The sequence below is a fragment of the Pseudomonas sp. ABa2 genome (assembly GCF_056676075.1).
On the sequence record NZ_CM155239.1, the window covers coordinates 5,041,591 to 5,063,962 of the forward strand.

At 69.6% G+C, this 22,372-nt stretch carries 21 protein-coding genes; 12 read left to right on the forward strand and 9 right to left on the reverse strand.

Annotated features, from left to right (window positions below; genetic code table 11):
- The first annotated feature begins 75 nt into the window (after positions 1 to 75).
- Positions 76 to 396: a DUF2388 domain-containing protein gene (locus AC1G9C_RS24275; RefSeq protein WP_480409026.1), complete on the forward strand. Its 321-nt coding sequence runs from the start codon at positions 76 to 78 to the stop codon at positions 394 to 396.
- Positions 393 to 2,345 carry a DUF7844 domain-containing protein gene (locus AC1G9C_RS24280; protein ID WP_480409027.1) on the forward strand — a complete coding sequence of 651 codons (1,953 nt, stop codon included), beginning with the start codon at positions 393 to 395 and terminating at the stop codon, positions 2,343 to 2,345. The genes AC1G9C_RS24275 and AC1G9C_RS24280 overlap by 4 nt, the downstream gene beginning before the upstream one ends.
- 67 nt (positions 2,346 to 2,412) lie before the next feature.
- On the opposite strand, the gene AC1G9C_RS24285 is transcribed toward AC1G9C_RS24280, so the two are convergent.
- Positions 2,413 to 2,814, reverse strand: coding sequence for a GFA family protein (locus tag AC1G9C_RS24285; RefSeq protein ID WP_480409028.1), 402 nt, complete (start codon positions 2,812 to 2,814; stop codon positions 2,413 to 2,415).
- Between the two features lie 70 nt (positions 2,815 to 2,884).
- Between AC1G9C_RS24285 and AC1G9C_RS24290 the strand changes: the two genes are divergently transcribed.
- Positions 2,885 to 3,274: a hypothetical protein gene (locus AC1G9C_RS24290; protein WP_480409029.1), complete on the forward strand. Its 390-nt coding sequence runs from the start codon at positions 2,885 to 2,887 to the stop codon at positions 3,272 to 3,274.
- Positions 3,275 to 3,321: 47 nt separating this feature from the next.
- Complete coding sequence (locus AC1G9C_RS24295) at positions 3,322 to 4,242, forward strand: AEC family transporter (RefSeq protein ID WP_480409030.1); 921 nt, start codon at positions 3,322 to 3,324, stop codon at positions 4,240 to 4,242.
- Here AC1G9C_RS24295 and AC1G9C_RS24300 read toward each other — a convergent pair.
- Entirely contained in the window at positions 4,223 to 4,993 is a 771-nt protein-coding gene (locus AC1G9C_RS24300) for a substrate-binding periplasmic protein (protein ID WP_480409031.1), read from the reverse strand. The two genes, AC1G9C_RS24295 and AC1G9C_RS24300, sit on opposite strands and share 20 nt — an antisense overlap.
- A gap of 233 nt (positions 4,994 to 5,226) precedes the next feature.
- Here AC1G9C_RS24300 and AC1G9C_RS24305 point away from each other — a divergent pair, with 233 nt between their 5' ends.
- On the forward strand, positions 5,227 to 6,870 hold the full coding sequence (locus AC1G9C_RS24305; RefSeq protein WP_397498749.1) for a Na/Pi cotransporter family protein: 1,644 nt from the start codon (positions 5,227 to 5,229) through the stop codon (positions 6,868 to 6,870).
- A gap of 8 nt (positions 6,871 to 6,878) precedes the next feature.
- Here AC1G9C_RS24305 and AC1G9C_RS24310 read toward each other — a convergent pair whose 3' ends face one another.
- The 3 genes from AC1G9C_RS24310 to AC1G9C_RS24320 all read right to left on the reverse strand — a co-directional run bounded on the left by AC1G9C_RS24310 (position 6,879) and on the right by AC1G9C_RS24320 (position 12,178).
- On the reverse strand, positions 6,879 to 8,387 hold the full coding sequence (locus tag AC1G9C_RS24310) for an NCS2 family permease (protein ID WP_480409032.1): 1,509 nt from the start codon (positions 8,385 to 8,387) through the stop codon (positions 6,879 to 6,881).
- 114 nt (positions 8,388 to 8,501) lie between these two features.
- The gene (locus AC1G9C_RS24315) at positions 8,502 to 11,060 is read right to left on the reverse strand and encodes a TRAP transporter permease (RefSeq protein WP_480409033.1); all 2,559 of its coding nucleotides are present in this window, start codon (positions 11,058 to 11,060) and stop codon (positions 8,502 to 8,504) included.
- Positions 11,061 to 11,206: 146 nt separating this feature from the next.
- On the reverse strand, positions 11,207 to 12,178 hold the full coding sequence (locus AC1G9C_RS24320; RefSeq protein WP_021442629.1) for a TAXI family TRAP transporter solute-binding subunit: 972 nt from the start codon (positions 12,176 to 12,178) through the stop codon (positions 11,207 to 11,209).
- A 171-nt stretch (positions 12,179 to 12,349) separates the two neighbouring features.
- Between AC1G9C_RS24320 and AC1G9C_RS24325 the strand changes: the two genes are divergently transcribed.
- Positions 12,350 to 13,387, forward strand: a complete 1,038-nt coding sequence (locus tag AC1G9C_RS24325; RefSeq protein WP_480409034.1) for an AraC family transcriptional regulator — start codon at positions 12,350 to 12,352, stop codon at positions 13,385 to 13,387.
- A gap of 203 nt (positions 13,388 to 13,590) precedes the next feature.
- Positions 13,591 to 14,592: an LLM class flavin-dependent oxidoreductase gene (locus AC1G9C_RS24330; RefSeq protein WP_457788509.1), complete on the forward strand. Its 1,002-nt coding sequence runs from the start codon at positions 13,591 to 13,593 to the stop codon at positions 14,590 to 14,592.
- 70 nt (positions 14,593 to 14,662) lie between these two features.
- On the opposite strand, the gene AC1G9C_RS24335 is transcribed toward AC1G9C_RS24330, so the two are convergent.
- Complete coding sequence (locus AC1G9C_RS24335) at positions 14,663 to 15,082, reverse strand: PA0061/PA0062 family lipoprotein (protein WP_480409035.1); 420 nt, start codon at positions 15,080 to 15,082, stop codon at positions 14,663 to 14,665.
- A gap of 85 nt (positions 15,083 to 15,167) precedes the next feature.
- On the opposite strand from AC1G9C_RS24335, the gene AC1G9C_RS24340 reads away from it, so the two are divergent.
- Both AC1G9C_RS24340 and AC1G9C_RS24345 read left to right on the forward strand, forming a co-directional pair.
- Complete coding sequence (locus AC1G9C_RS24340) at positions 15,168 to 16,226, forward strand: aminopeptidase (protein WP_480409036.1); 1,059 nt, start codon at positions 15,168 to 15,170, stop codon at positions 16,224 to 16,226.
- 61 nt (positions 16,227 to 16,287) lie between these two features.
- A complete protein-coding gene (locus AC1G9C_RS24345) occupies positions 16,288 to 16,518 on the forward strand; it encodes a DUF1161 domain-containing protein (RefSeq protein WP_021443284.1) in 231 nt (76 codons plus the stop codon).
- Positions 16,519 to 16,620: 102 nt separating this feature from the next.
- Here AC1G9C_RS24345 and AC1G9C_RS24350 read toward each other — a convergent pair whose 3' ends face one another.
- Positions 16,621 to 17,268 carry an HAD family hydrolase gene (locus AC1G9C_RS24350; RefSeq protein WP_480409037.1) on the reverse strand — a complete coding sequence of 216 codons (648 nt, stop codon included), beginning with the start codon at positions 17,266 to 17,268 and terminating at the stop codon, positions 16,621 to 16,623.
- Positions 17,268 to 17,810 (reverse strand): gamma carbonic anhydrase family protein, encoded by a 543-nt coding sequence (locus AC1G9C_RS24355; protein WP_480409038.1) that lies wholly within the window; start codon positions 17,808 to 17,810, stop codon positions 17,268 to 17,270. The genes AC1G9C_RS24350 and AC1G9C_RS24355 overlap by 1 nt, the downstream gene beginning before the upstream one ends.
- A gap of 135 nt (positions 17,811 to 17,945) precedes the next feature.
- On the opposite strand from AC1G9C_RS24355, the gene prlC reads away from it, so the two are divergent.
- Together prlC and AC1G9C_RS24365 are read left to right on the forward strand one after the other, a co-directional pair.
- Positions 17,946 to 19,991, forward strand: coding sequence for an oligopeptidase A (prlC, locus tag AC1G9C_RS24360; RefSeq protein WP_480409039.1), 2,046 nt, complete (start codon positions 17,946 to 17,948; stop codon positions 19,989 to 19,991).
- The gene (locus AC1G9C_RS24365; RefSeq protein WP_480409040.1) at positions 19,988 to 20,257 is read left to right on the forward strand and encodes a YheV family putative zinc ribbon protein; all 270 of its coding nucleotides are present in this window, start codon (positions 19,988 to 19,990) and stop codon (positions 20,255 to 20,257) included. The genes prlC and AC1G9C_RS24365 overlap by 4 nt, the downstream gene beginning before the upstream one ends.
- A 220-nt stretch (positions 20,258 to 20,477) precedes the next feature.
- On the opposite strand, the gene AC1G9C_RS24370 is transcribed toward AC1G9C_RS24365, so the two are convergent.
- Positions 20,478 to 21,269 carry an AraC family transcriptional regulator gene (locus AC1G9C_RS24370; RefSeq protein ID WP_457788504.1) on the reverse strand — a complete coding sequence of 264 codons (792 nt, stop codon included), beginning with the start codon at positions 21,267 to 21,269 and terminating at the stop codon, positions 20,478 to 20,480.
- 81 nt (positions 21,270 to 21,350) lie between these two features.
- Here AC1G9C_RS24370 and AC1G9C_RS24375 point away from each other — a divergent pair, with 81 nt between their 5' ends.
- Positions 21,351 to 22,340 carry a bile acid:sodium symporter family protein gene (locus AC1G9C_RS24375; protein ID WP_480409041.1) on the forward strand — a complete coding sequence of 330 codons (990 nt, stop codon included), beginning with the start codon at positions 21,351 to 21,353 and terminating at the stop codon, positions 22,338 to 22,340.
- The last annotated feature ends 32 nt before the right edge of the window (positions 22,341 to 22,372 follow it).

A 22,372-nucleotide genomic window follows, 5' to 3' on the forward strand; every position in this document is an offset into this window, starting at 1 on the left:
CATACGCGCCCGCCTGCGGAACCCCAACCGCGCGGGCTCGTCCAACCGTCCATTCGCCGTTTGCGGAGTTTCTCCATGCGTCATTCGCTTCTCATCCTCGCCACCGCCTGCGCCCTGTTCAGCGGCCTCGCCCAGGCGCAAACCGTGGTCGCCACCAGCAATATCATCGTCCGCGCCCTGGATCGCAGCATCGACTTCACCTCCGATACCACCACCTCGCTGCGCGACATGAAGCTGGTGGTGCAGGCCCGCGACGATGCCGCCAGCTTCGTCGCCAGCGCCGGCGAGATCCGCGGCGCGCAGCTGGAGGCGGCGCTGCTGGCGATCCGCACGCAACTGCCGCAAGCGCGCAGCGCCAGCGACCTGCAACTGGCCGAAGCCATTCTCGCCCTGTGAGGTCCCTGCGCGCCTGGTGCTGCGCCGCGCTGCTGGCGCTCAGCGGCGGCGTCCAGGCCGAGTTGCGCCTGGTGCTGGAGCACGACCAGCTGAGCGCCGCCGAGCGCCAGGCCAGCCAGGCGCTGCTCGACGACGCCCTGGCCGCCCTGCCGCCGAGCTTCGTCCAGCGCCTGGCGCGCAGCGTGAAGGTCGCCTGGCGCGACGACCTGCCGGCCAACGCCTACGGCCGCGTCGGGCGCTGGTCCGGCATCGAGCTCAATGCCAGCCTGCTGCCGGCGCTGACCGACGGCACGGCCGCCACGACGCAGACCGGACGCGTACACGGCAGCCAGCGCCGCGAACTGCTCGCCACCCTGATCCACGAGCTGACTCACCTCTACGACCGCGCCCAACTCTGGCCCGCGGCGCAGCGCCGGCAACTGCAGCGCTGCCGGCAACGCGCCGAGTCGCGGGGCCTGGTCGGCCTGCCGGACAGCTGCCGCGGGCAGACCGCGCGGCGCTTCACCCTCAGCGACGACCCGCGTCTGCTCGACCTGGCCGGCTGGGCGCAGCAGGTCGGCCGGCGCGGCGCGCGCGAGCAGGACAACGGCCAGGTCGCGCGCAGCCCGGACGTCTACGAGCTGAGCCGGCCGCTGGAGTTCGTCGCGGTCAACCTCGAGTATTTCCTCCTCGACCCCGGCTACGCCTGCCGTAGGCCGTCGCTGGCGCGCTACTTTCGCGAGCATTTCGCCTGGGCGCCGGCGCAGGCCGACTGCGCCGGCGGTCATGCCTACCTCAACGCCGGCCGCGACTTCGCCCGCCAGCCGCTGGGCCGCCTCGATCCCGAGCGGGTCTATGCGGTCGACTACCTGCTGGCCGAGGCCAACCAGCAATGGATGAGCCGCTGGGGCCACAGCATGCTGCGCCTGGTGGTGTGCGCGCCGGGCCGACCGCGCGGCCCCGACTGCCGGCTGGATCTCGACCAGCACCTGGTGCTGTCCTACCGCGCCTTCGTCGGCGACCTGCAGCTGTCGAGCTGGGACGGCCTGACCGGCGTCTACCCCTCGCGGCTGTTCGTCCTGCCGCTGGAGCAGGTGGTCGAGGAGTACACCAAGGTCGAGCTGCGCAGCCTGGCCTCGGTGCCGCTCAAGCTGTCGCGCGACGAACTGGAACAGCTGGTCGCGCGCGCCGTCGAGCAGCACTGGAGCTACGACGGCGACTACTACTTCATCTCCAACAACTGCGCGGTGGAGACCCTCAAGCTGCTGCGCAGCGGCACCGCGCATCCCGATCTGCAGGCGCTCGACAGCATCCTGCCCAACGGCCTGCTGCAACTGCTGGCGGCGCGCGGCCTGGCCGACACTGCGGTGCTCGACGATCCCCGCGAGGCGCTGCGCCTGGGCTATCGCTTCGATTCGTTCCGCGAGCGCTACCAGGCCATGTTCGCCGTGCTGCGCCAGCGTCTGCCAATCGCCCAGGACAACGTCGAGGCCTGGCTGGAACAGCCCGCCAGCGCACGCCGTGACTGGTTCGCCGAGGCCGACCTGCGCGCCAGCGCCGCCCTGCTGCTGCTGGAACAGGCGGCCCTGCGCCGCCAGTTGCTGCTGGCCCAGGACGAGCTCAAGCGCCGCTACCTGAGCGGCCGCGCCGCCGGCGACCCGAACCTGGACAAGGCCGGTGCGGCGCTGGAGCAGATACTGGCCGGCAGCGGCTTTCTCAGCCGCCCGGCCGAGCTGCTCGACGGCGGCTACGGCCTGCCCCAGGCCGGCGAATGGCACAGCCTGGAAACCCAGAGCCGGCAGCGCCAGCAGCAACTGCGTCAGCTCAGCGACGAGCTCGACGCGGAAGTGCGCAAGCTGCTGGCGCCCGCGCGCCTGGCCGAGCTGCAGGCCAACGAGGCCAACCTGGTGGCCCTCGGCGCGCACCTGCGCAAGTTGCACCAAGACAGCGGCGGCCTGCAGTTGCCCTGAGTTATACGGCCGGGAATCTGGTGCGCGCAGCCCGGGCGGCCCCGCGATACCCCGCACCCGCGACCGGCTAGAGAATCTCCTCGTCTTCCTCCGGCAACTGCGGGTCGACGCTCAGCCAGGGCAGCCGGCTGCGCACCCAGATATGCCGATCCGCCGGCGCCCGCTCGGGCTGGTCGAGGCAGGCCACGCTGATATCCAGGCTGTGCGGGCTGAGCGTGCTGAACAGGGTCAGCTGGGCACCGCAGTGAGGGCAGAAGCTGCGCGTGCAGGTCGGCGTGCTGGCGTACTCGGCGGGCGTGCCGCGCAGCCAGCGGAAACTGCTCAGCGGCACCGTCAGCCAGGTGACCAGGATGCCGCCGCTGCTGCGCCGGCAATCCGCGCAATGGCAGTGGGCGATATCCGCGAGCGGGGCGTCGAAGGCGTAGCGCAGCTGGCCACAATGGCAGCCGCCCTGGTGCGAGGCGGGCATGGCAGGAACTCCGCGAAGGGCTCGCCAGCAGTCTAGACTCTGACGGTCACCTCAACGCCCCGGGTTGCCCATGCGCGCCTTGCTCCTGCCCCTGCTGCTGGTCGCCACGGCCCTGCTCGCCGAGCAGGACGACCGCGCCTGCATCGACTGGCTGCAGCGCTGGCAACTGGAGCTGCCGGCGCAGTTCGCCGGCTGCGCCGAGGAGGGCGACGGCGCGGCGCTGTACCGGGTCGCCGCCGGCCAGGCCGAGGCCCTGGAAGCCCTGCTGATCCGCCAGTTCGGCATGGCGCCGCTGGAGTTCCGCGGCTCGGACTGGGAGCCGGCGCGCCCCGGCTACCGCCGCACGGCGGACGGCGAGCACCGCATCGTCCTGCACTCGACGCCGACCCTGGCCAACCGCCGCGAGGACTGGGAACGGCTCGACTTCCACCTGCGCATCAGCGCCCTGCCGCCGAGCTGAAGGCTTGCGCCGAGGCGCGCAGCTGGTCGACTATCGCCGCTTTGCCCATGGAAGAAGCTGCCGTGATCGATCTGTTGCTGGCCCTCTGGCCGCTGTTCGCCATGATAGTCGCCGGCTACTGGCTGCGCCTGCGCGACTTCCCCAGCGAGGCGTTCTGGCCCGGCGCCGAGCGCCTCAACTACTTCATCCTGTTCCCCGCCCTGCTGTTCTCCAGCCTGGCCCAGGCGCCGCTGAGCAACCCGGCGCTGCCGCGCCTGGCGCTGGCGGTGCTGCTCGGCCTCGGCATCGCCTGGTTCGCCCTGCTGCTGCTGCGCCGTCTGCGCGGCTGGCCGGCCGGGCGTTTCGGCGCCTTCACCCAGGGCATCCTGCGCTTCAACACCTACCTGGGCCTGGCCGCGGTGGGCAGCCTGTTCGGCCAGGAGGGGCTGACCCTGGCGGCGCTGATGCTGGCGCTGATGGTGCCGACGGTGAACGTGCTGTCGGTCTGGTCGCTGACCGCCGAGCGCGGCGTCAGCGCGCGCGGCCTGCTGCTGCCGATCGCCAAGAACCCGCTGATTCTCGCCTGCGTCGGTGGCGCGCTGGTCAACCTCGCCGGCATCGGCCTGCCCGGCGGCAGCGATCGCCTGCTCGGCCTGCTGGCCGCCGCCAGCCTGCCGCTGGGCCTGCTCTGCGTCGGCGCGGCGCTCAAACCCGAGCAGCTCGGCGGGGAAATTCCGGCGCTGGGGTGGAACAGCGCCCTGCGCCTGCTGGCCATGCCGCTGCTGGCCTGGACGGTGGCCTGGGCGCTGGCCCTGCCGGCGATGGAGAGCGCCGTGCTGGTGCTGTTCTTCGCCCTACCCACCGCGCCGACGGCCTATGTGCTGACCCGCCAGCTGGGCGGCGACAGCCAGCTGATGGCCGGCATCATCACCCTGCAGACGCTGCTGGCGGCGGGCAGCCTGGTGGCGATCATGGCGCTGCTGGGCTGAGCTCAGGCGGCTGCAGATAGGCCTCAAGCAGGCGCTGGTAGGCGCCGCTGGCCTGCAAGGCGGCCAGGCCGAGGTCGAACTCGGCGATCAGCTCGGCGCCGCGCGGATGGTTACGCGGCACGATCAGGTGCAGGGTGCTGTTGCCGAACACCCCCTGCGAGCGGTAGAAGCGGCTCGCCGGCGCCCCGGTGGCGCGCAGGGCGCTCTCGCCCAGGCGGCGGTCGGCGATGAACAGGTCGTCGCGCGCCAGCAGCAGCAGGCGCGCGCACTCGTTGAGGCCGAGCGGCGAATGGCGGGTCAGCAGGCCCTGGTCGAGCAATGCCTGGATCGGCGCCGGCGGCTGCCAGCCGAGCGGGTAGCACAGGCGCTTGCCGGCCAGGCGCGACAGATCCGCCACCTCGATGGCATCGCCGGCGCGACTGAACAGGTGCTGTTCGGCGACGAACAGCGGCGCCGAGTAGAGGAATTCCGCCTGGCGCTGGGCGCCGGGGACATAGGGGAAGGTGGCGTCGTAGTCGCCGCGCAGGGTCTTCAGGTAACCGCGCTTCCACGGCTGCCACGCCAGCGTGGCGTACAGCCCGCGTTCGGCCAGGGCGGCGTGCACCACCTGGGTCAGCAGGCCGCCGCCGGGCAGGCTCTGGCCGGTGAAGGGCGCGTAATCGTCGCCGGTCACCAGGCGCAGCTCGGCCGCCCAGGCGGCGCCGCTCAGCGCCAGCCCCAGAAGCAGGCCCGCCCGCCATTTTCCCGCCATCGATCCCCAGCCTTAGCGTCGGCCCAGCGCCCGAACGCAACGAATTCGCTCCAGTGGCCATAGTGTAGAGGCCGCTAGGTTAACCAGTGCCCGCTCACCGTGCGACTGGCGCAACGGCGATTTCCGGCCGATGCTAAGTACAAGCCGGATAAAACATTTCTCGCCGGCCGGCTACGCAACCTGCGTCGCGATCACGACCGATCGCCAGCGGGCTCGCAAGGGGGAGCCGCCTTATGCTGACCCTGCTCAATCTGTTGTCCGCCATCGCCCTGCTGGTCTGGGGCACCCACATCGTGCGTACCGGCATCCTGCGGGTATACGGCTCGCACCTGCGCAAGATCCTCAGCCACAACGTCGGCCGCCGGCCGCTGGCCTTCGCCGCCGGCATCGGCGTCACCGCGCTGGTGCAGAGCAGCAACGCCACCGCGCTGCTGGTCACCTCCTTCGTCGCCCAGGGCCTGATGGCGCTGGCGCCGGGGCTGGCGATCATGCTCGGCGCCGACGTCGGCACCGCGCTGATGGCGCGGGTGCTGACCCTCGACCTGAGCTGGCTGAGCCCGCTGCTGATCTTCCTAGGGGTGATCTTCTTCCTCTCGCGGCGGCAGACCCGCGCCGGCCAGCTCGGCCGCGTGGCCATAGGTCTGGGCCTGATGCTGCTGGCGCTGGAGCTGATCGTCGCCGCCGCCACGCCGATCACCGAGGCGCGCGGCATCCGCGTGCTGTTCGCCTCGCTGACCGGCGACCTGCTGCTCGACGCCCTGGTCGGCGCGCTGTTCGCCCTGCTCACCTACTCCAGCCTGGCCGCCGTGCTGCTCACCGCGACCCTGGCCGGCGCCGGGCTGATCAGCCTGCCGGTGGCCATCGGCCTGGTGATCGGCGCCAATATCGGCAGCGGTCTGCTGGCCTTTCTCACCAGCAGCCTGCAGACCCCGGCCGGTCGCCGCGTGGCGCTGGGCAGCCTGATCTACAAGCTGATCGGCCTGCTGCTGGTGCTGCCGCTGCTGCAACCGCTGGCCAACTGGCTGGACGGCCTGAACTGGCGTCCGGCCGAGCTGGTGATCTTCTTCCACCTGCTCTACAACGGTTTGCGCGCCCTGCTGATGCTGCCCACCGTGGGCTGGATGGCGCGCTTCTGCAACTGGCTGATGCCGGACCGCGCCGAAGAGGCCGGCATCGCCCGCGCGCGCCATCTGGACGCCACGGCGCTGGCCACGCCGAGCCTGGCACTGGCCAATGCGGTGCGCGAAACGCTGCGCATCGGCGATCTGATCGAGGCCATGCTCGGCCACCTGCTGCCGGTGCTGGAACACAACCAGCCGGCGACAAGCAAGGAGCTGCGCCTGCTCAACGACGACGTCGCCAGCCTGTGCCGGGCGGTCAAGCTGTACCTGGCGCAGATCCCGCGCGAAGCGATGAGCGAACACGAGAGCCGGCGCTGGGCCGAGGTACTCGAGCTGGCGGTGAACCTGGAGCAGGCCGGCGAGCTGATCGAACGCATGCTCGGCAAGATCCAGAACGAGAAGACCGCGCAGCGCCGCGCCTTCTCCGACAAGGGCCTGGAGGAGCTGACCAGCCTGCACGGACAGCTGATGGCCAACCTGCGCCTGGGCCTCAACGTGTTCCTCAGCGCCGATCACGCCAGCGCCAGCCAGCTGCTGCGCGAGAAGCGCCGCTTCCGCGCCCAGGAGCGGCGCCTGGCCCATGCGCATATCGGCCGCCTGCAGCGCCAGGTGGTGCAGAGCATCGAGACCAGCTCGCTGCACCTGGAGTTGATCGCCGACATGAAGCGCCTCAATTCGCTGTTCTGCTCCAGCGCCTACGTGGTGCTGGAGGGCGGCGAGACCGGCGCGCTGCAGCTCGAAGAAGGCGGCGAATAGCCCCCGCCTCAGTCCGCGTCGGCGGCGCGCGCGACCGGCGCCGGCTCCACCCCGCGCCAGGCGTACCAGGCGAAGAACAGCGCCATCAGCAGGTAGCCGTGGACGAAGTCCGGCGCGGCGTACCAGGCCAGCTTGGGCGCGTGCATCAGGCCGACGCAGGCCATGGCCGCGGCGACCAGGGCGAAGGCGGTGGCCTGGCGGAACTGACGGTCGATCACCGCCACGCACATGGCGCCGAGCAGGATGGCGCTGAACATGGCGCCCTGGCCGAGGGCGCCGATGGCCGAGGAGATGCCCTCGACCACTTCGGGGGCGCCGCGGTTAAAGCGGGTCATCAGGTAGTTGGCGAAGTACGGCAGCATGGCCAGGGCCACCGCCGGGTAGTAACGGGCGTGGTTGCTGTTGAAGGCGGTGGCGATCATCGACATGCCGACGAACACCAGGATCGGCGCCACCACCGCCACCGGAATCAGCGCGGCGATGAAGGCGATCAGGCCGAACATGGTGGCCAGGCCATAGACCGCGCCGTTAAGGATGCTGTAGCCACGTCCGGCGCCCATCCATTTCGAGCCCACGGTGGCGATGTACACCGTGGTCGGGAACACGCCGCCGAACAGCGCGCCGAGCAGGGTGCCGACGCCGTCCACCGCCTGGCATTCGCCCACGCTGTAGCGGTCGCCGGCGGCGCTCATGGCCTCGACGTTGTTCATGGTCTCGATGGCGTTGTACAGAGTGATCGGCAGGATCACCGTCATCAGCGCCAGCATGCTGGTGAACAGCAGACCCAGGCCCTCGTACCAGGCCAGGTTGGGCAGCAGCGGGTAGAAGCCCAGGTGGGTGAAGGCGTCGCCGAACTTGCCGCTGTCGGCGGCGCCGACCAGGTAGGCCAGCGCGGTGCCGACGACGATGGCGAACAGCGAGGCCGGCAGGCGCAACGGCATGCTGATGCGCGCCACCAGGCCGACCAGGGTGATGGCCAGCACCAGCAGGCCGATCATGGGAATTTCCAGGGTCTTGAACAGCATCTCGCCGGCGATGAAGGTCAGCGCCACCCCGGCCACCGCGCCGAGCATGGCCGGGCGCGGCAGATGGCGCTGCACCCAGTTGCCGATCAGGCTGATCGCCGCCTCGATCGCGCCGCTGATCAGGCAGGCCGCCACCGCCACCTTCCAGGCCAGCTCGGCGTCGCCGGTGAGCTGCTTCGCCGGCAGCAGCACGCCGAACAGGAAGACGAACATCACCGGGGTGCTGATGCCGTAGGACAGCGCGGTGACGTCGGCGCGGTTCTCCTTGCGGGCCAGGCGCGCCGCGCTCCAGGCGTAGTAGAAGTTGCCGGCCATCACCGCCACCGCCGCACCGGGCAACACCTGGCCGAACACGATCTCGGCGGGAAAGCCCATGCCGAGCATGCTGATGGCGATGATCACGAAGTTGGCGATGTTGTTCTGGAACAGGGCGAAGAAGGCGTCGGTGTCCTCCTTCTTGTACCAGGGGTAATGCACGCGCGGCGTCGACATGGCGGGCGGAATCCTTGTTGTCCGAATGGTCAGGTCGGCGAGTCTAGCAACCCGCCGCCGGGGCATAAACGAACAAGGCAGCCGAAGCTGCCTTGTGGTGGTGACGGCGGATCCCTACGCCGGCTGCGGCAGCTGACGGCGGCGCTGCAACCAGACGATCAGGGCGAACAGCATAAAGCCCGGCAGCCACATCAGCTCCTTGGTCCAGCGGTCGGTCGGCGCCCGCACGCTGAGGATCTGCTGGTCGAACTCCAGGCCGGCGTCGGCCGCCAGGCTGCCGAAGGTGACGCTGTCGACCAGCACCTTGTCGCCCTCCTCGTAGAGGTTCAGGCCGAGCTTGGCCAGGCGTTCCTCGCCCGAGGCGCCATCCGGCACTGCCAGCAGCAGGCTGAACTCGCGCGGGTCGCCCACCGCGTTCTCGCCGAGTACGCGCAGGCGCAGCTGGCTGCCGTCGGCGACGCCGTCGAGGGCCTGCGCCAGCTGGGCCGGCGGCACGTCCTGGTAGGGGTCGTGGAGCCTGTCCATCCAGAAGCCGGGGCGGAACAGGGTGAAGGCCACCAGCAGCAACAGCAGGCTCTCGTACCAGCGGCTGCGCACCAGGAAGAAGCCCTGGGTGCCGGCGGCGAAGATCAGCATGGCGATGGTCGCCACGATGAAGATCAGCACGCCGTGCCAGAAGTCCACGTCGATCAGCAGCAGGTCGGTGTTGAAGATGAACAGGAACGGCAGCGCCGCGGTGCGCAGGCTGTAGAAGAAGGCCACCAGGCCGGTCTTGATCGGGTCGCCCTTGGACACCGCGGCGGCGGCGAACGAGGCCAGGCCCACCGGCGGGGTGACGTCGGCCATGATGCCGAAGTAGAAGACGAACAGGTGCACCGCGATCAGCGGCACGATCAGGCCGTTCTGCTGCCCCAGCGCCACCACCACCGGCGCCAGCAGGCTGGACACCACGATGTAGTTGGCGGTGGTCGGCAGGCCCATGCCGAGGATCAGGCTGAACACCGCCACCAGCACCAGCATCAGCAGCAGGTTGCCCATCGACAGCAGCTCGACCAGGTCGGCCAGCACCAGGCCGACGCCGGTCTGCGACACCGCGCCGACGATGATGCCGGCCGCCGCGGTGGCGATGCCGATGCCGATCATGTTGCGCGCGCCGGCGATCAGGCCTTCGCGCAGGTCGATCACGCCGTCGACGAAGGTGCCGTGGTCGTGGCTGCCGTCGTGGCGCATCCAGCTCAGCAGCGGGCGCTGGGTGAGCAGGATGATGATCAGCATCACGCTGCCCCAGAAGGCCGACAGGCCGGGCGACAGGCGCTCGATCATCAGGCACCAGACCAGCACCACCACCGGCAGCAAAAAGTGCAGGCCGGAGAGCAGCACGGCGCGGGTCTCGGGCAGCGACTCCAGCGGCGCATTGGGGTCTTCCGGCGGCAGCACCGGCACGCTGGCGGCGACCTTCAGCAGGCCCAGGTAGACCAGCGCCAGCAGCACGCCGATGCCCGGCAGGGCGTAGTCGCCGAGCGCCGGCTTGAGCCAGCCGAGGCCGTAGTAGACCGCCAGCGACAGGCCGCTGATCAGCGCCGCGCCGAAGGCGAAGCCGGTCAGGCGGCGCAGCCAGGGCTTGGGCTGATGGCCGCCGATGGGCTGCAGGCCGAGCTTGAGCGACTCCAGGTGGACGATGTAGAGCAGCGCGATATAGGAGATCGCCGCCGGCAGGAAGGCGTGCTTGATGATCTCGACATAGGGCATGCCGATGTACTCGACCATCAGGAAGGCCGCGGCGCCCATCACCGGCGGCATGATCTGGCCGTTGACCGAGGAGGCCACTTCCACCGCGCCAGCCTTCTCCGCGGAGAAGCCGGTGCGCTTCATCATCGGGATGGTGAAGGTGCCGGTGGTGACCACGTTGGCGATCGACGAGCCGGAAATCATCCCGGTCAGCCCGGACGACAGCACCGCCGCCTTGGCCGGGCCGCCGCGCAGGTGGCCGAGCAGGCTGAATGCCAGCTGGATGAAGTAGTGCCCGGCGCCGGCCCGCTCGAGCAGGGCGCCGAACAGCACGAAGAGGAAGACGAAGCTGGTGGACACGCCGAGGGCGATGCCGAACACCCCTTCGGTGGTGATCCACTGATGGTTGGCCAGGGCGTTGAAACTGACCCCGCGGTGCGCCAGCAGCCCCGGCATGTACGGGCCGGCCAGGCTGTAGACGAGAAACACCAGGGCGATGATCGCCAGCGGCGGGCCGAGCGCGCGGCGGGTGGCCTCCAGCAGCAGCGGAATGCCGATGCAGGCGGTGACCAGATCGCCGGTGGTCAGGCTGCCGGGGCGCAGCGCCAGCTGCTGGTAGAAGACGAACAGGTAGGCGGCGCTGGCGGCGGCCACCAGGCCGAGGGCGATATCCAGCAAGGGCACGCGGTCGCGCGGCGACTGCTTGAACGCCGGGTAGGCGAGAAACGCCAGCAGCAGGGCGAAGGCCAGGTGAATGGCGCGGGTCTGGGTATCGTTGAGCACGCCGAAGCCGAGCACGAATGGCAGCGGCGAGGCGATCCACAGCTGGAACAGCGACCAGAGCAGGGCCAGGCCGGCGATCACCTGGGCCATGGCGCCGACGGGCAGACGCGCGCCGACATCCTGGGCGATCAGTTCCTCGGTGGAGAGTTGCTTGTCATGCATGGGATCAAACCTGCATTCGAGTAATCGGAGAACGGCAAAACCCGCAGGCCTGCGCCGTGCGGGTTTGCTTAACACTAGAAGCGAATCGGGCGCAGCGCCCGCCGGGAAGGCCAACCGGCCTGCTCGGCAGGCCGGTCGCTGGCGGCTTACAGCCAGCCGCGCTCCTTGTAGTAACGCGCGGCGCCTTCATGCAGCGGCGCGGTCAGGCCGACCTTGATCATGTCGGCTTCCTTGAGGTCGGCGAAGGCCGGGTGCAGGCGCTTGAAACGCTCGATGTTGTCGAACACCGACTTGACCAGCTGGTAGACCACTTCCGGGTCGGCGTTGGCCGAGGTGGAGAGCACGGCCTTGCCGCCGATCGACGGGGTCGGCGCATCGTTGCCCTTGTACAGGCCGCCGGGGATGTCGGCCTTGGTGTAGTAGGTCTTCTCGGCCAGCAGCTTGTCGATCTCGGCGCCGGTCACCGGCACCAGCACCGCGTCGGTGGTGGTGGTGGCTTCCTGGATCGCGCCGTTGGGGTGACCGACGAAGTAGGTCATGGCATCGATGTTGTTGTCGCCCAGGGCGCTGGCCTGCTCGGCCGGCTTCAGCTCGGCGGCGAGGGCGAAGGCGGAACGATCCCAGCCCTTGACGGCCATGATCTCTTCCAGGGTGTCGCGCTGACCCGAACCCGGGTTGCCGACGTTGACGCGCTTGCCCTTGAGGTCGTCGAAGCTGGCGATCTTGGCGTCGCGGCGGGCGAGGATGGTGAACACCTCGCTCTGCAGGGAGAACACCGCGCGGATGTCGCCCATCGCGCCTTCGGCCTCGAACGGCGCCGCGCCGTTGAGCGCCTTGTACTGGTGGTCCGACTGCATGATGCCGAAGTTGAACTCGCCGCTGCGGATGCCGTTGACGTTGGCCACGCCGCCACCGCTGGCCGGGGCGTTGCACTTGATGCCGTGCTCGGCCGCACCGCGGTTGAGGAAACGGCAGATGGACTGGCCGGCCACGTAGTAGACGCCGGTCTGGCCGCCGGTGCCGATGGTGACGAACTTCTCTTCAGCCTGTGCCATGCCACTCAGGGTAGTGCCTGCGAGTGCGGCGGACAGGACCCATGCCAAGGATTTGCCTTTCATGGGAGATCTCCTTTTTCTGTTGTTGTAGAGCGAGCGCGCCTTGTGGGCGACGTTCGGGAGGGCAAGTCTAACCGCTCGGCGCCAATATGCACGCGCCAACGACCAATCGGTCGTAACCGCGTGTGGCGCGCCGGGCTATCGCCGTTCTCCGCCATTGGGCAGAATCGGCACATGTCACACGCCATTCACGAGTCGCCGCAGGCCTCGGTCAGCGCCAGCCTGACCCAGGCGATCCTGCACGCCGCCAGCCGCCTCGGCCTCGACCGCCAGACGCTGCTGACGGCCTGCGGCCTGCACGAAGGGCAACTGGCCGACCCCGACGCGCGGGTGCCGTTCAGTGCCCAGGAGGCGCTGTGGCGCGAACTGGATGCGCGCCTGCAGCACCCGGAGCCCGGCCTGCTGCTCGGCCGCAGCCTCACCCCCGGCCCGTTCAGCGTACTCAGCTACCTGCTGCAGAGCAGCGCCACCCTCGGCGAGGCGCTGACCGCCGCGCTGCGCTACCAGCGCCTGGGCGGCGAAGGCGGCGAGCTGCACATCGAGGAACGGGGCGAGGCCCTGCTGCTGCTCTATCGCCCGCTGCACCCGCAGCACCCGGCGACGCGCATCCGCGTGCTGGCGATGATGACCTGCTGGGTGCAGATGACCACGCCGCTGCTGGACGGCTTCCACCTGCTCGGCGCGCAGTTCCGCCACACCGCACCGGCGGATCTGGCGCCCTACCGCGAGGTGTTCGCCTGCCCGCTGCAGTTCGCCGCCGCCGACTACGCCATCGCCCTGCCCCGCGCCCTGCGCGACGTGCCGCTGGTGCAGGCCAACCCGCCCTTGCAGCAGCTGCTGCGCCAGCACGCCGAAGCGCTGCTGGCGCGCCTGCCCAGCGCCAGCCTGAGCGCGCGGGTGATCGGCCTGCTCGGCGAACAGCTGGCCCACGGCGAACCGGATCGCGGCGAACTGGCGCGCGCCCTGCTGCTCAGCGAGCGCACCCTGCAGCGGCGCCTGGCCGAAGAGGGCTGCAGCTACCAGCAGCTGCTCGCCGACACCCGCCGCCAGCTGGCCGAACAGCACCTGCGCGAAGGGCGTCTGCCGGCCGCCGAGATCGCCCTGCTGCTGGGCTACTCCGAACCCAGCGTATTCTTCCGCGCCTTCCGCCAGTGGACCGGGCTGACCCCCGGCGAATACCGCGCACGCCACGGTAGCGGCCCCGCCACCTGAGCCCGAGCCCTGCATCAGCCCCTTCGCCGCCATGGCCGCGCGCCGGGTCGAACTGGCTGCGGGTCGCCCGGCTTCTCGGCGTCGAATCGGCCCGCAACGACCTCGGCGCATCAGCCGCGTCGATGATGACTATGCCTGTGCACGGCGTGCGCCGCCCGGACTCAAGGGGTTAGAGTGGCCGGCCACGCAACGAGGAGCCCCTCATGAGCCGACTGGCCTCGATCAAGCTGTCCACCCTCGACCTGGCACCGATCCGCGACGACGGCGACGCCGCCCAGGCCCTGCACAACTCGCTGGCGCTGGCGCGGCACGTGGAAAGCCTCGGCTTCCAGCGCTTCTGGGTCGCCGAACACCACAACATGGACGGCATCGCCAGCTCCGCCACCGCCGTGCTGCTCGGCTACCTGGCCGCCGGCACCTCGCGCATCCGCCTCGGCGCCGGCGGGGTGATGCTGCCCAACCACGCGCCGCTGGTGATCGCCGAGCAGTTCGGCACCCTCGCCACGCTCTATCCCGGGCGCATCGACCTGGGCCTGGGCCGCGCGCCCGGCGCCGACCAGTACACCGCCCACGCCCTGCGCCGCAGCCGCGACGGCAGCGCCGAGGATTTCCCCGGCGACGTCGAGGAGCTGCAGGCCTACTTCGGCCCGCGCACCCCGGATCAACGGGTGATCGCCATGCCCGGCGCCGGCACCCAGGTGCCGATCTGGCTGCTCGGCTCCAGCCTGTTCAGCGCGCAGCTGGCGGGAATGAAGGGGCTGCCCTATGCCTTCGCCTCGCACTTCGCGCCGCGCTACCTGCACGAGGCGCTGCGCATCTACCGCAACCACTTCAGACCTTCCGAGGTGCTGGACAAACCCTATGTGATGCTCGGTGTACCGCTGCTGGCGGCCGACAGCGACGAGCAGGCGCAGTACCTGGCCACCTCGGCGTTCCAGCGCATCCTCGCCCTGCTGCGCGGGCAGAGCCTGGTGCAACGGCCGCCGGTGGCGAGCATGGAAGGGCTGTGGCTGCCGCACGAGCGCCAGGGGGTCAGCGAGTTCTTCGGCCTGGCCGCCATCGGCGGACCGCAGACCGTGCGCAGCCGCCTGGAGCAGCTGCTGGAGCAGACCGAGGCGGACGAGCTGATCTTCACCTGCGACATGTACGACTTCGCCGACCGCCTGCACGCCTTCGACATCCTCGCCGAACTGCAGCGCGGCTGAACCAGCCGGCGGACAAGCTGCGGGTTGTCCAACCTGCTGCTCGGACGAGGTGGGGACGCTGCCGCCTCAGCTAGATCGCGGTGCCGCAGCGCATCACCTTGCCGCGCGCCAGCACGTTGCGCTGCTCGTCGTAGAGCCAGGCCTGGGCGGTCATCGCCATCGAGCGGGCCTCCACCCGGTAGCGCTGGCCGGCGGCGAACTGGTCGTAGCGCAGACGCAGTTCGCAGGTCAGCAGCAAGGGTTCGCTGTTGAAGCCCATGCCGCCGCCGCGGCTGGCCTCGAACTGCAGGCGCACCAGCAGTTCGTGGGCACCGGGGCCGACCTGGAAGTAGCGACCGTCCGGCCAGCGCTTGCGGTCCAGGCGGTCGGCCATCAGCAGGTCGCCGGCCGGCGCATAGAGATCGACCCAGGCCTGTTGCGGGTCGGGTTTCGGCAGGGGTGAAGCGCAGGCACCGAGCAGCAGCGCGGCGGCGATAAGCAGGGCACGCATGGCGACCTCCAGTCTGTGGCGCGAAACCCTAGCCTACGCCCATTCGGCGCTGGAGGCAGCTGCACCGATGGGGTAGCGTGGCGCCATGCCCATCGCCCGCCTCCGCCTGCTGCGTCGCCTTAGCGCTCCCCTGCTCGCTCTGCTGCTGGGCGGTTGCTCGACCCTGGACTACTACGCCCACCTCGGCCAGGGCCAGTGGCAGCTGCTGCAGGCACGCCAGCCGGTCGCGTGCCTGATCGCCGATCCCGCCACCGAGCCGCAGCTGGCGCGGCGCCTGGCCCTGGCGCAGCAGGCACGCGACTTCGCCAGCAGCCAGCTGGGCCTGCCGGACAACCGCAGCTACCGCCTGTACGCCGACCTCGGCCGGCCCTTCGTGGTATGGAACCTCTTCGCCACGCCGGAGTTTTCCCTGGAGCCCGAGCTGCACTGCTTCCCCGTCGCCGGCTGCGTCGCCTACCGCGGCTATTACCAGCTGGGCCGGGCCCGCGGCGGCGCCGCGCTGCTGCGTCAGCAGGGCCTGGACACCCATATCGGCGGGGTGGAGGCCTATTCCACCCTCGGCTGGTTCGACGACCCGCTGCTCAACACCATGCTGCGCTGGAACGACCAGCGCCTGGTGGCGGTGATCTTCCACGAGCTGGCGCACCAGCAGTACTACCTGGCCGGCGACACCGCGTTCAACGAGTCCTTCGCCACCTTCGTCGAGCGCGAAGGCCTGCGCCAGTGGCACGCCAGCCGCGGCGAAGCGCACGCGGACGACGGCGAGCGCCAGCGCCAGCAGTTCGTCGACCTGGTGCTGGCCAGCCGCGAGCGCCTGCAGCGGCTGTACGCCAGCGAACTGGACGCGGCGGCGATGCGCGCCGCCAAGCAGGCCGAGTTCGAGCGCCTGCGCCGCGACTACCGCGCCCTGCGCCAGCGCGAGTGGGGCGGCAACGGCCGCTTCGATGCCTGGATCGAAAGCCCGCTGAACAACGCCAAGCTGCTGCCGTTCGGCCTCTACGACCAGTGGGTGCCGGCCTTCGCCGCGCTGTTCGCCCAGCACGCAGGCGACTGGGCGGCCTTCTACCGGGCGGTGGCCGCCCTTGGTCGGCTGCCGCAGGCAGAGCGTCGCGCGGCATTGGACAGGCTGCAGGCCGGCGGCTAGAACTGGCCAACCCATCTGCCTGTCGAAAGTGACAGGACTCGCTCGACACCGGAGGTAAGCGATGCAACGCCTGATACCCACCCTGGCCCTGATGCTGCTCGCCGCCGGCGCGCAGGCCGCGCCCAAGCCCTGTGAAGAACTCAAGGAAGAAATCGAAGTGAAGATCCAGGCCGCCGGCGTACCCAGCTACACCCTGGAAATCGTCGCCAACGACGAGGTCACGGATCAGAGCATGGTGGTCGGCAGCTGCGACGGCGGCAGCAAGAAGATCATCTACCAGAAGAACGGCTGATACCTCCCCTCAGCTGGCCACCTCAGCTCTTGCAGGCGCGAGCTGGCTCGCGAAGCCCTCGCCTGGGCAGCATTCGCGAGCAGCGCCCGCTGCTACAGCCCCTCAGCAGATGAATGCCCGGTGCAGCTCCTCCAGCGTCGCGAAGTGATAGGTCGGCGTCTCGCCGAGCAGCTCCTCGCGACTGCCGAAGCCGTAGCCCACCGCCGCCGCATCCAGGCCGTTGCGCCGCGCGCCGATCAGGTCGTGCTTGCGGTCGCCGATCATCAGCGCCGTCTGCGGCGCCAGCCCCTCGCATTCCAGCAGATGCGCCAGCAGCGCCACCTTGTCGGTGCGCGTGCCGTCCAGCTCGCTGCCGTAGATGCGCTTGAAGTGCCCGGCGAAACCGAAGTGACGGGCGATCTCCTCGGCGAACACCGTCGGCTTGCTGGTGGCGATATACAGGTTGCGGCCCTGCCCCGCCAGCTCGCCGAGCAGCGCCGGCACGCCGTCGAACAGGCGGTTCTCGTACAGCCCGGTGACCTTGAAACGCTCGCGGTAGTGATTGACCGCCTGCCAGGCCGTGGCCTCGTCCAGCGCGTAGCTGGCCATGAAGCACTGCAGCAGCGGCGGGCCGATGAAGTGTTCCAGCGCCGCCAGGTCCGGCTCGTCGATGCCCAGCTTGGCCAGGGCATACTGCACCGAACGGGTGATGCCCTCGCGCGGGTCGGTGAGGGTGCCGTCGAGGTCGAAGAGGATGGTCTTGTAATGCATCAGCCGTCATACCCCTCGACCAGATGCAGGTCCTTCAGGCGCACGTAGTTGGCCGCGCTGTAGGCGAAGTAGCTGCGTTCCTGCTCGGTCAGCGCCCGGGCCTGTTTTACCGGGCTGCCGACGTAGAGGTAGCCGCTCGCCAGGCGCTTGCCCGGCGGCACCAGGCTGCCGGCGCCGATCACCACCTCGTCCTCGACCACCACGCCGTCCATGACGATGCTGCCCATGCCGACCAGGATGCGGTTGCCCAGGGTGCAGCCGTGCAGGGTGACGTTATGCCCGACCGTCACCTCGTCGCCGATGATCAGCGGATAGCCGGCCGGGTTGAACGGCCCGGCGTGGGTGATGTGCAGCACGCTGCCGTCCTGCACGCTGGTGCGCGCACCGATGCGGATGCTGTGCATGTCGCCGCGCACCACCACCATCGGCCACACCGAGCTGTCGCTGCCGATTTCCACATCGCCCAGCACCACGGCGCTGGCGTCGACGAACACCCGCTCGCCGAGCTGCGGGCTGAACTGTTGGTAGCTGCGAATCGCCACGATAGAAATCTCCTGGGCTGCGGGAAAGCTTGATTGTAATTAAGATGGCCCCCATGTCGGTTGTTATCGACCCTGGATTGTTTATCGCGTCCCGGGGTCGCAACCCTGGAATCCATTCGCCACAGGTGCCTCGTCGTGACCGCGAACAACCCCCTGCTGCAAGACTTCGACCTGCCGCCCTACTCGCAGATCAAACCCGAGCACGTCGAGCCGGCCATCGACCAGATCCTGGCCGACAGCCGCGCGGCCATCGCCGAACTGCTCCAGCAGCAGGCCGAGCCGAGCTGGGACGGCCTGGTGCTGGCGCTGGACGAGCTGGGCGCGCGCCTGGGCCGCGCCTGGGGCCCGGTCAGCCACCTCAACGCGGTGTGCAACAGCCCGGAGCTGCGCGCCGCCTACGAGGCCTGCCTGCCCAAGCTGTCCGAGTACTGGACCGAGCTGGGCCAGAACAAGCCGCTGTTCCAGGCCTACGACGCGCTGGCGGGCAGCCCCGAGGCCGCCGGTTTCGACGTGGCGCAGAAGACCATCCTCGAGCATGCGCTGCGCGATTTCCGCCTGTCCGGCATCGACCTTCCGGCCGAGCAGCAGAAGCGCTACGGCGAAATCCAGATGCGCCTGTCCGAGCTGACCAGCAAATTCTCCAACCAGCTGCTCGACGCCACCCAGGCCTGGACCAAGCACGTCACCGACGAGGCTGTGCTTGCCGGCCTCACCGATTCGGCCAAAGCGCAGATGCAGCAGGCCGCCGCGGCCAAGGGCCTGGACGGCTGGCTGATCACCCTGGAGTTCCCCAGCTACTTCGCGGTGATCACTTACGCCGACGACCGCGCCCTGCGCGAGGAAATCTACGCCGCCTACTGCACCCGCGCCTCCGACCAGGGGCCGAACGCCGGCCAGCACGACAACAGCCCGCTGATGGCCGAGATCCTCGACCTGCGCCAGGAGCTGGCGCGCCTGCTCGGCTTCGCCCACTACAGCGAGCTGAGCCTGGCCAGCAAGATGGCCGAATCCACCGAGCAGGTGCTGAGCTTCCTGCGCGACCTGGCGGTGCGCAGCAAGCCCTTCGCCGCGCAGGACCTGGCCGAGCTCAAGGCCTTCGCCGCCGAGCAGGGCCTGAATGACCTGCAAAGCTGGGACGTCGGCTACTACAGCGAGAAACTGCGCCAGCAGCGCTACAGCATCTCCCAGGAACAGGTGCGCGCCTGGTTCCCGGTGGACAAGGTGCTCACCGGCCTGTTCGCCATCGTGCAGAAGCTCTACGGCATCGAGATTCGCGAGCTGAAAGACTTCGACAGCTGGCACCCGGACGTGCGCCTGTTCGAAATCCAGGAGAACGGCCAGCACGTCGGCCGCTTCTTCTTCGACCTCTATGCCCGCGCCAACAAGCGCGGCGGTGCCTGGATGGACGGCGCGCGCGACAAGCGCCGCGCCGCCGACGGCAGCCTGATCAGCCCGGTGGCCAACCTGGTGTGCAACTTCACCCCGCCGGTCGGCGGCAAGCCGGCGCTGCTGACCCACGACGAGGTCACCACCCTGTTCCACGAGTTCGGCCATGGCCTGCACCACTTGCTGACCCGCGTCGAGCATGCCGGCGCCTCGGGGATCAATGGGGTCGCGTGGGATGCCGTCGAATTACCTAGCCAGTTCATGGAGAACTGGTGCTGGGAGCCCGAGGGCCTGGCGCTGATCTCCGGCCACCATGAAACCGGCGAGCCGCTGCCGCAGGCCATGCTGGACAAGATGCTGGCGGCGAAGAACTTCCAGTCCGGCCTGATGATGGTGCGCCAGCTGGAGTTCTCCCTGTTCGACTTCGAGCTGCACGCCACCCACGGCGACGGCCGCAGCGTGCTGGAGGTGCTCGAAGCCATCCGCGACGAAGTCTCGGTGCTGCGTCCGCCGGCCTACAACCGCTTCGCCAACGGCTTCGCGCACATCTTCGCCGGCGGCTACGCGGCCGGTTACTACAGCTACAAGTGGGCCGAGGTGCTCAGCGCCGACGCCTTCTCGAAATTCGAGGAAGAAGGGGTGTTCAACGCCGACACCGGCCGCGCCTTCCGCGAAGCCATCCTCGCCCGCGGCGGCTCGCAGGAGCCGATGGTGCTGTTCGTCGATTTCCGCGGCCGCGAGCCCAAGATCGACGCCCTGCTGCGCCACCTCGGCCTGAGCCAGGAGGCCGCGTGAAGAAGCGTTTTATCGCCGGCGCCGTGTGCCCGGCCTGCAGCGAGCAGGACAAGATCCAGATGTGGGACGAGGACGGCGTGCCGCACCGCGAATGCGTGGCCTGCGGCTACGCCGACACCCTGGATGCACGCGGCAATTCGGTGCCCAAGGAGCTGCCAACACGGGTCAACGTCAGCGGCCTGAAACCCAAGGCCGCCGACCCCAAGGTGCAGGCGGTGCAGTTCTTCCCCAATCCCAAGCTGAAGAAGCCGAGCGAGCCGACGTAGCTCGGGAAGATCCGCAGGGTGGGTTAGCGGCGCCGACCGCCGATCTTGCAAGCGCCGATAAAGGCAGCGCGCCGCGTAACCCACCAGGCGATAGGCCGTGTTGCGCCGATGGCGGGTTACGCCGCAGCAGGCACAACGGTTTTTTCAGCCCCGGTGACAAGCGGCTACCCCCCTACGAATCGTGGCGATTGATGCAGGCGAACTACCCCCGCCCTCACCGCTACTCACGAAAGAACTCCCCCGGCGTCGCGCCGAACTGGCGGCGAAAGGCGGCGATAAAGGCCGATAGCGAGTCGTAGCCGCAGGCCAGCGCCACGTCGGTGACGCGCTCGCCCTGCTCCAGCGGGGTCAGCGCATCGAGCAGGCGCTGACGCTGACGCCAGGCGCGAAAGCTCAGCCCGGTCTCGCGCAGGAACAGCCGGCTCAGGGTCTTCTCCGAGACGCCCAGGCGCTCGCCCCATTCGCCCAGGCCGAGCTGGCGCAGGCGCGCATCCTCCAGCCCCAGGCACACCTCGCGCAGCCGCGCGTCCTGCGGCAGCGGCAGCATCAGCGCCACCTCCGGGGCGGCGCGCAACTGGTCCAGCAGCACCGCGGCCAGCCTACCCGGCGCGCCCTGTTCGTCGTATTCCACCGGCAGCGCACTGAAGCCGCGAATCAGCTCGCGCAGCAGCGGACTGACCGCCAGCACCCGGCACGCGTCCGGCCCCCAGGGCACCGCGCTGCCGTCGATATAGAGGCTGCGCATCTCGGTGCGCGGCGAGCTGAACACCCGGTGCTCGACGCCCGCCGGCACCCACACCGCGCGTTGCGGCGGGGCGACGAAGCGGGCGCCGGCGGTCTGCACCTCGAGCACCCCGGCGATGGCGTAGGACAGCTGCACCCAGGGGTGGCTGTGGCGGAAGGTCAGCGCGCGGTTGCTCAGCGATTCGACCCGGCCATAGAGCGGCCGCGGCAGACTCGGCAGCTCGGGCAGGCTGCGGTGCAGGGTGGACGAATGTCTGTTTGGCGACACTTGCTGGCTCTTTGGCGTTAGCCGGAAATTTTCCAGCACGATAGTGTGGCCGCCTCCCGTACCGCAAGCCCGAGAGTCGCCATGTTCCTGCGCCGCTTCCTGCCCGATGCCTTCACCCAGACCCTGCTCGCCGTGGTGCTGATCGCCACCGTCCTGCCCGCCAGCGGCCAGGTGGCCGTGGCCTTCGAGTGGATCACCAACCTGGCCATCGCCCTGCTGTTCTTCCTCCACGGCGCGAAGCTGTCGCGCCAGGCCATCCTCGCCGGCGCCGGGCACTGGCGCCTGCATCTGCTGGTATTCGCCTGCACCTTCGTGCTGTTTCCCCTGCTCGGCCTGGCGCTCAAGCCGCTGCTGGCGCCGCTGATCGGCACCGAGCTGTACCTGGGCATGCTCTACCTCTGCGCCCTGCCGGCCACGGTGCAGTCGGCCATCGCCTTCACCTCGCTGGCGCGCGGCAATATCGCCGCGGCGATCTGCAGCGCGGCCGCCTCCAGCCTGCTCGGCATCTTCCTCACCCCGCTGCTGGTGGCGCTGCTGATGGGCGTGGAAGGCGCCAACGGCTCGACCCTCGATGCCATCGGCAAGATCAGCCTGCAGCTGCTGCTGCCGTTCATCCTCGGGCAGATCGCCCAGCGCTGGATCGGCGCCTGGGTGACCCGCAACAAGGGCTGGCTCAAATACGTCGACCAGAGCTCGATCCTGCTGGTGGTCTACACCGCCTTCAGCGCCGCGGTGATCGGCGGCCTGTGGCAGCAGGTGCCGCTGCTCACCCTGCTGGCCCTGGTACTGGCCTGCTGCGTGCTGCTGGTGCTGGCGCTGCTGCTCACCCACCTGCTCGGCAAGTGGCTGGGCTTCAGCCTGGAAGACCGCATCACCATCCTCTTCTGCGGCTCGAAGAAGAGCCTGGCCACCGGCGTGCCCATGGCCCAGGTGCTGTTCGCCGGTAGCAGCATCGGCCTGCTGATCCTGCCGCTGATGCTGTTCCACCAGATCCAGCTGATGGTCTGCGCGGTGCTGGCGCAACGTTATGCCAAGCGCCCGGAGATGGCGCAGGAGACCGCCCCGGCATAGCCCGGATGCGCTCCACGGCTCGATGGCGGCAC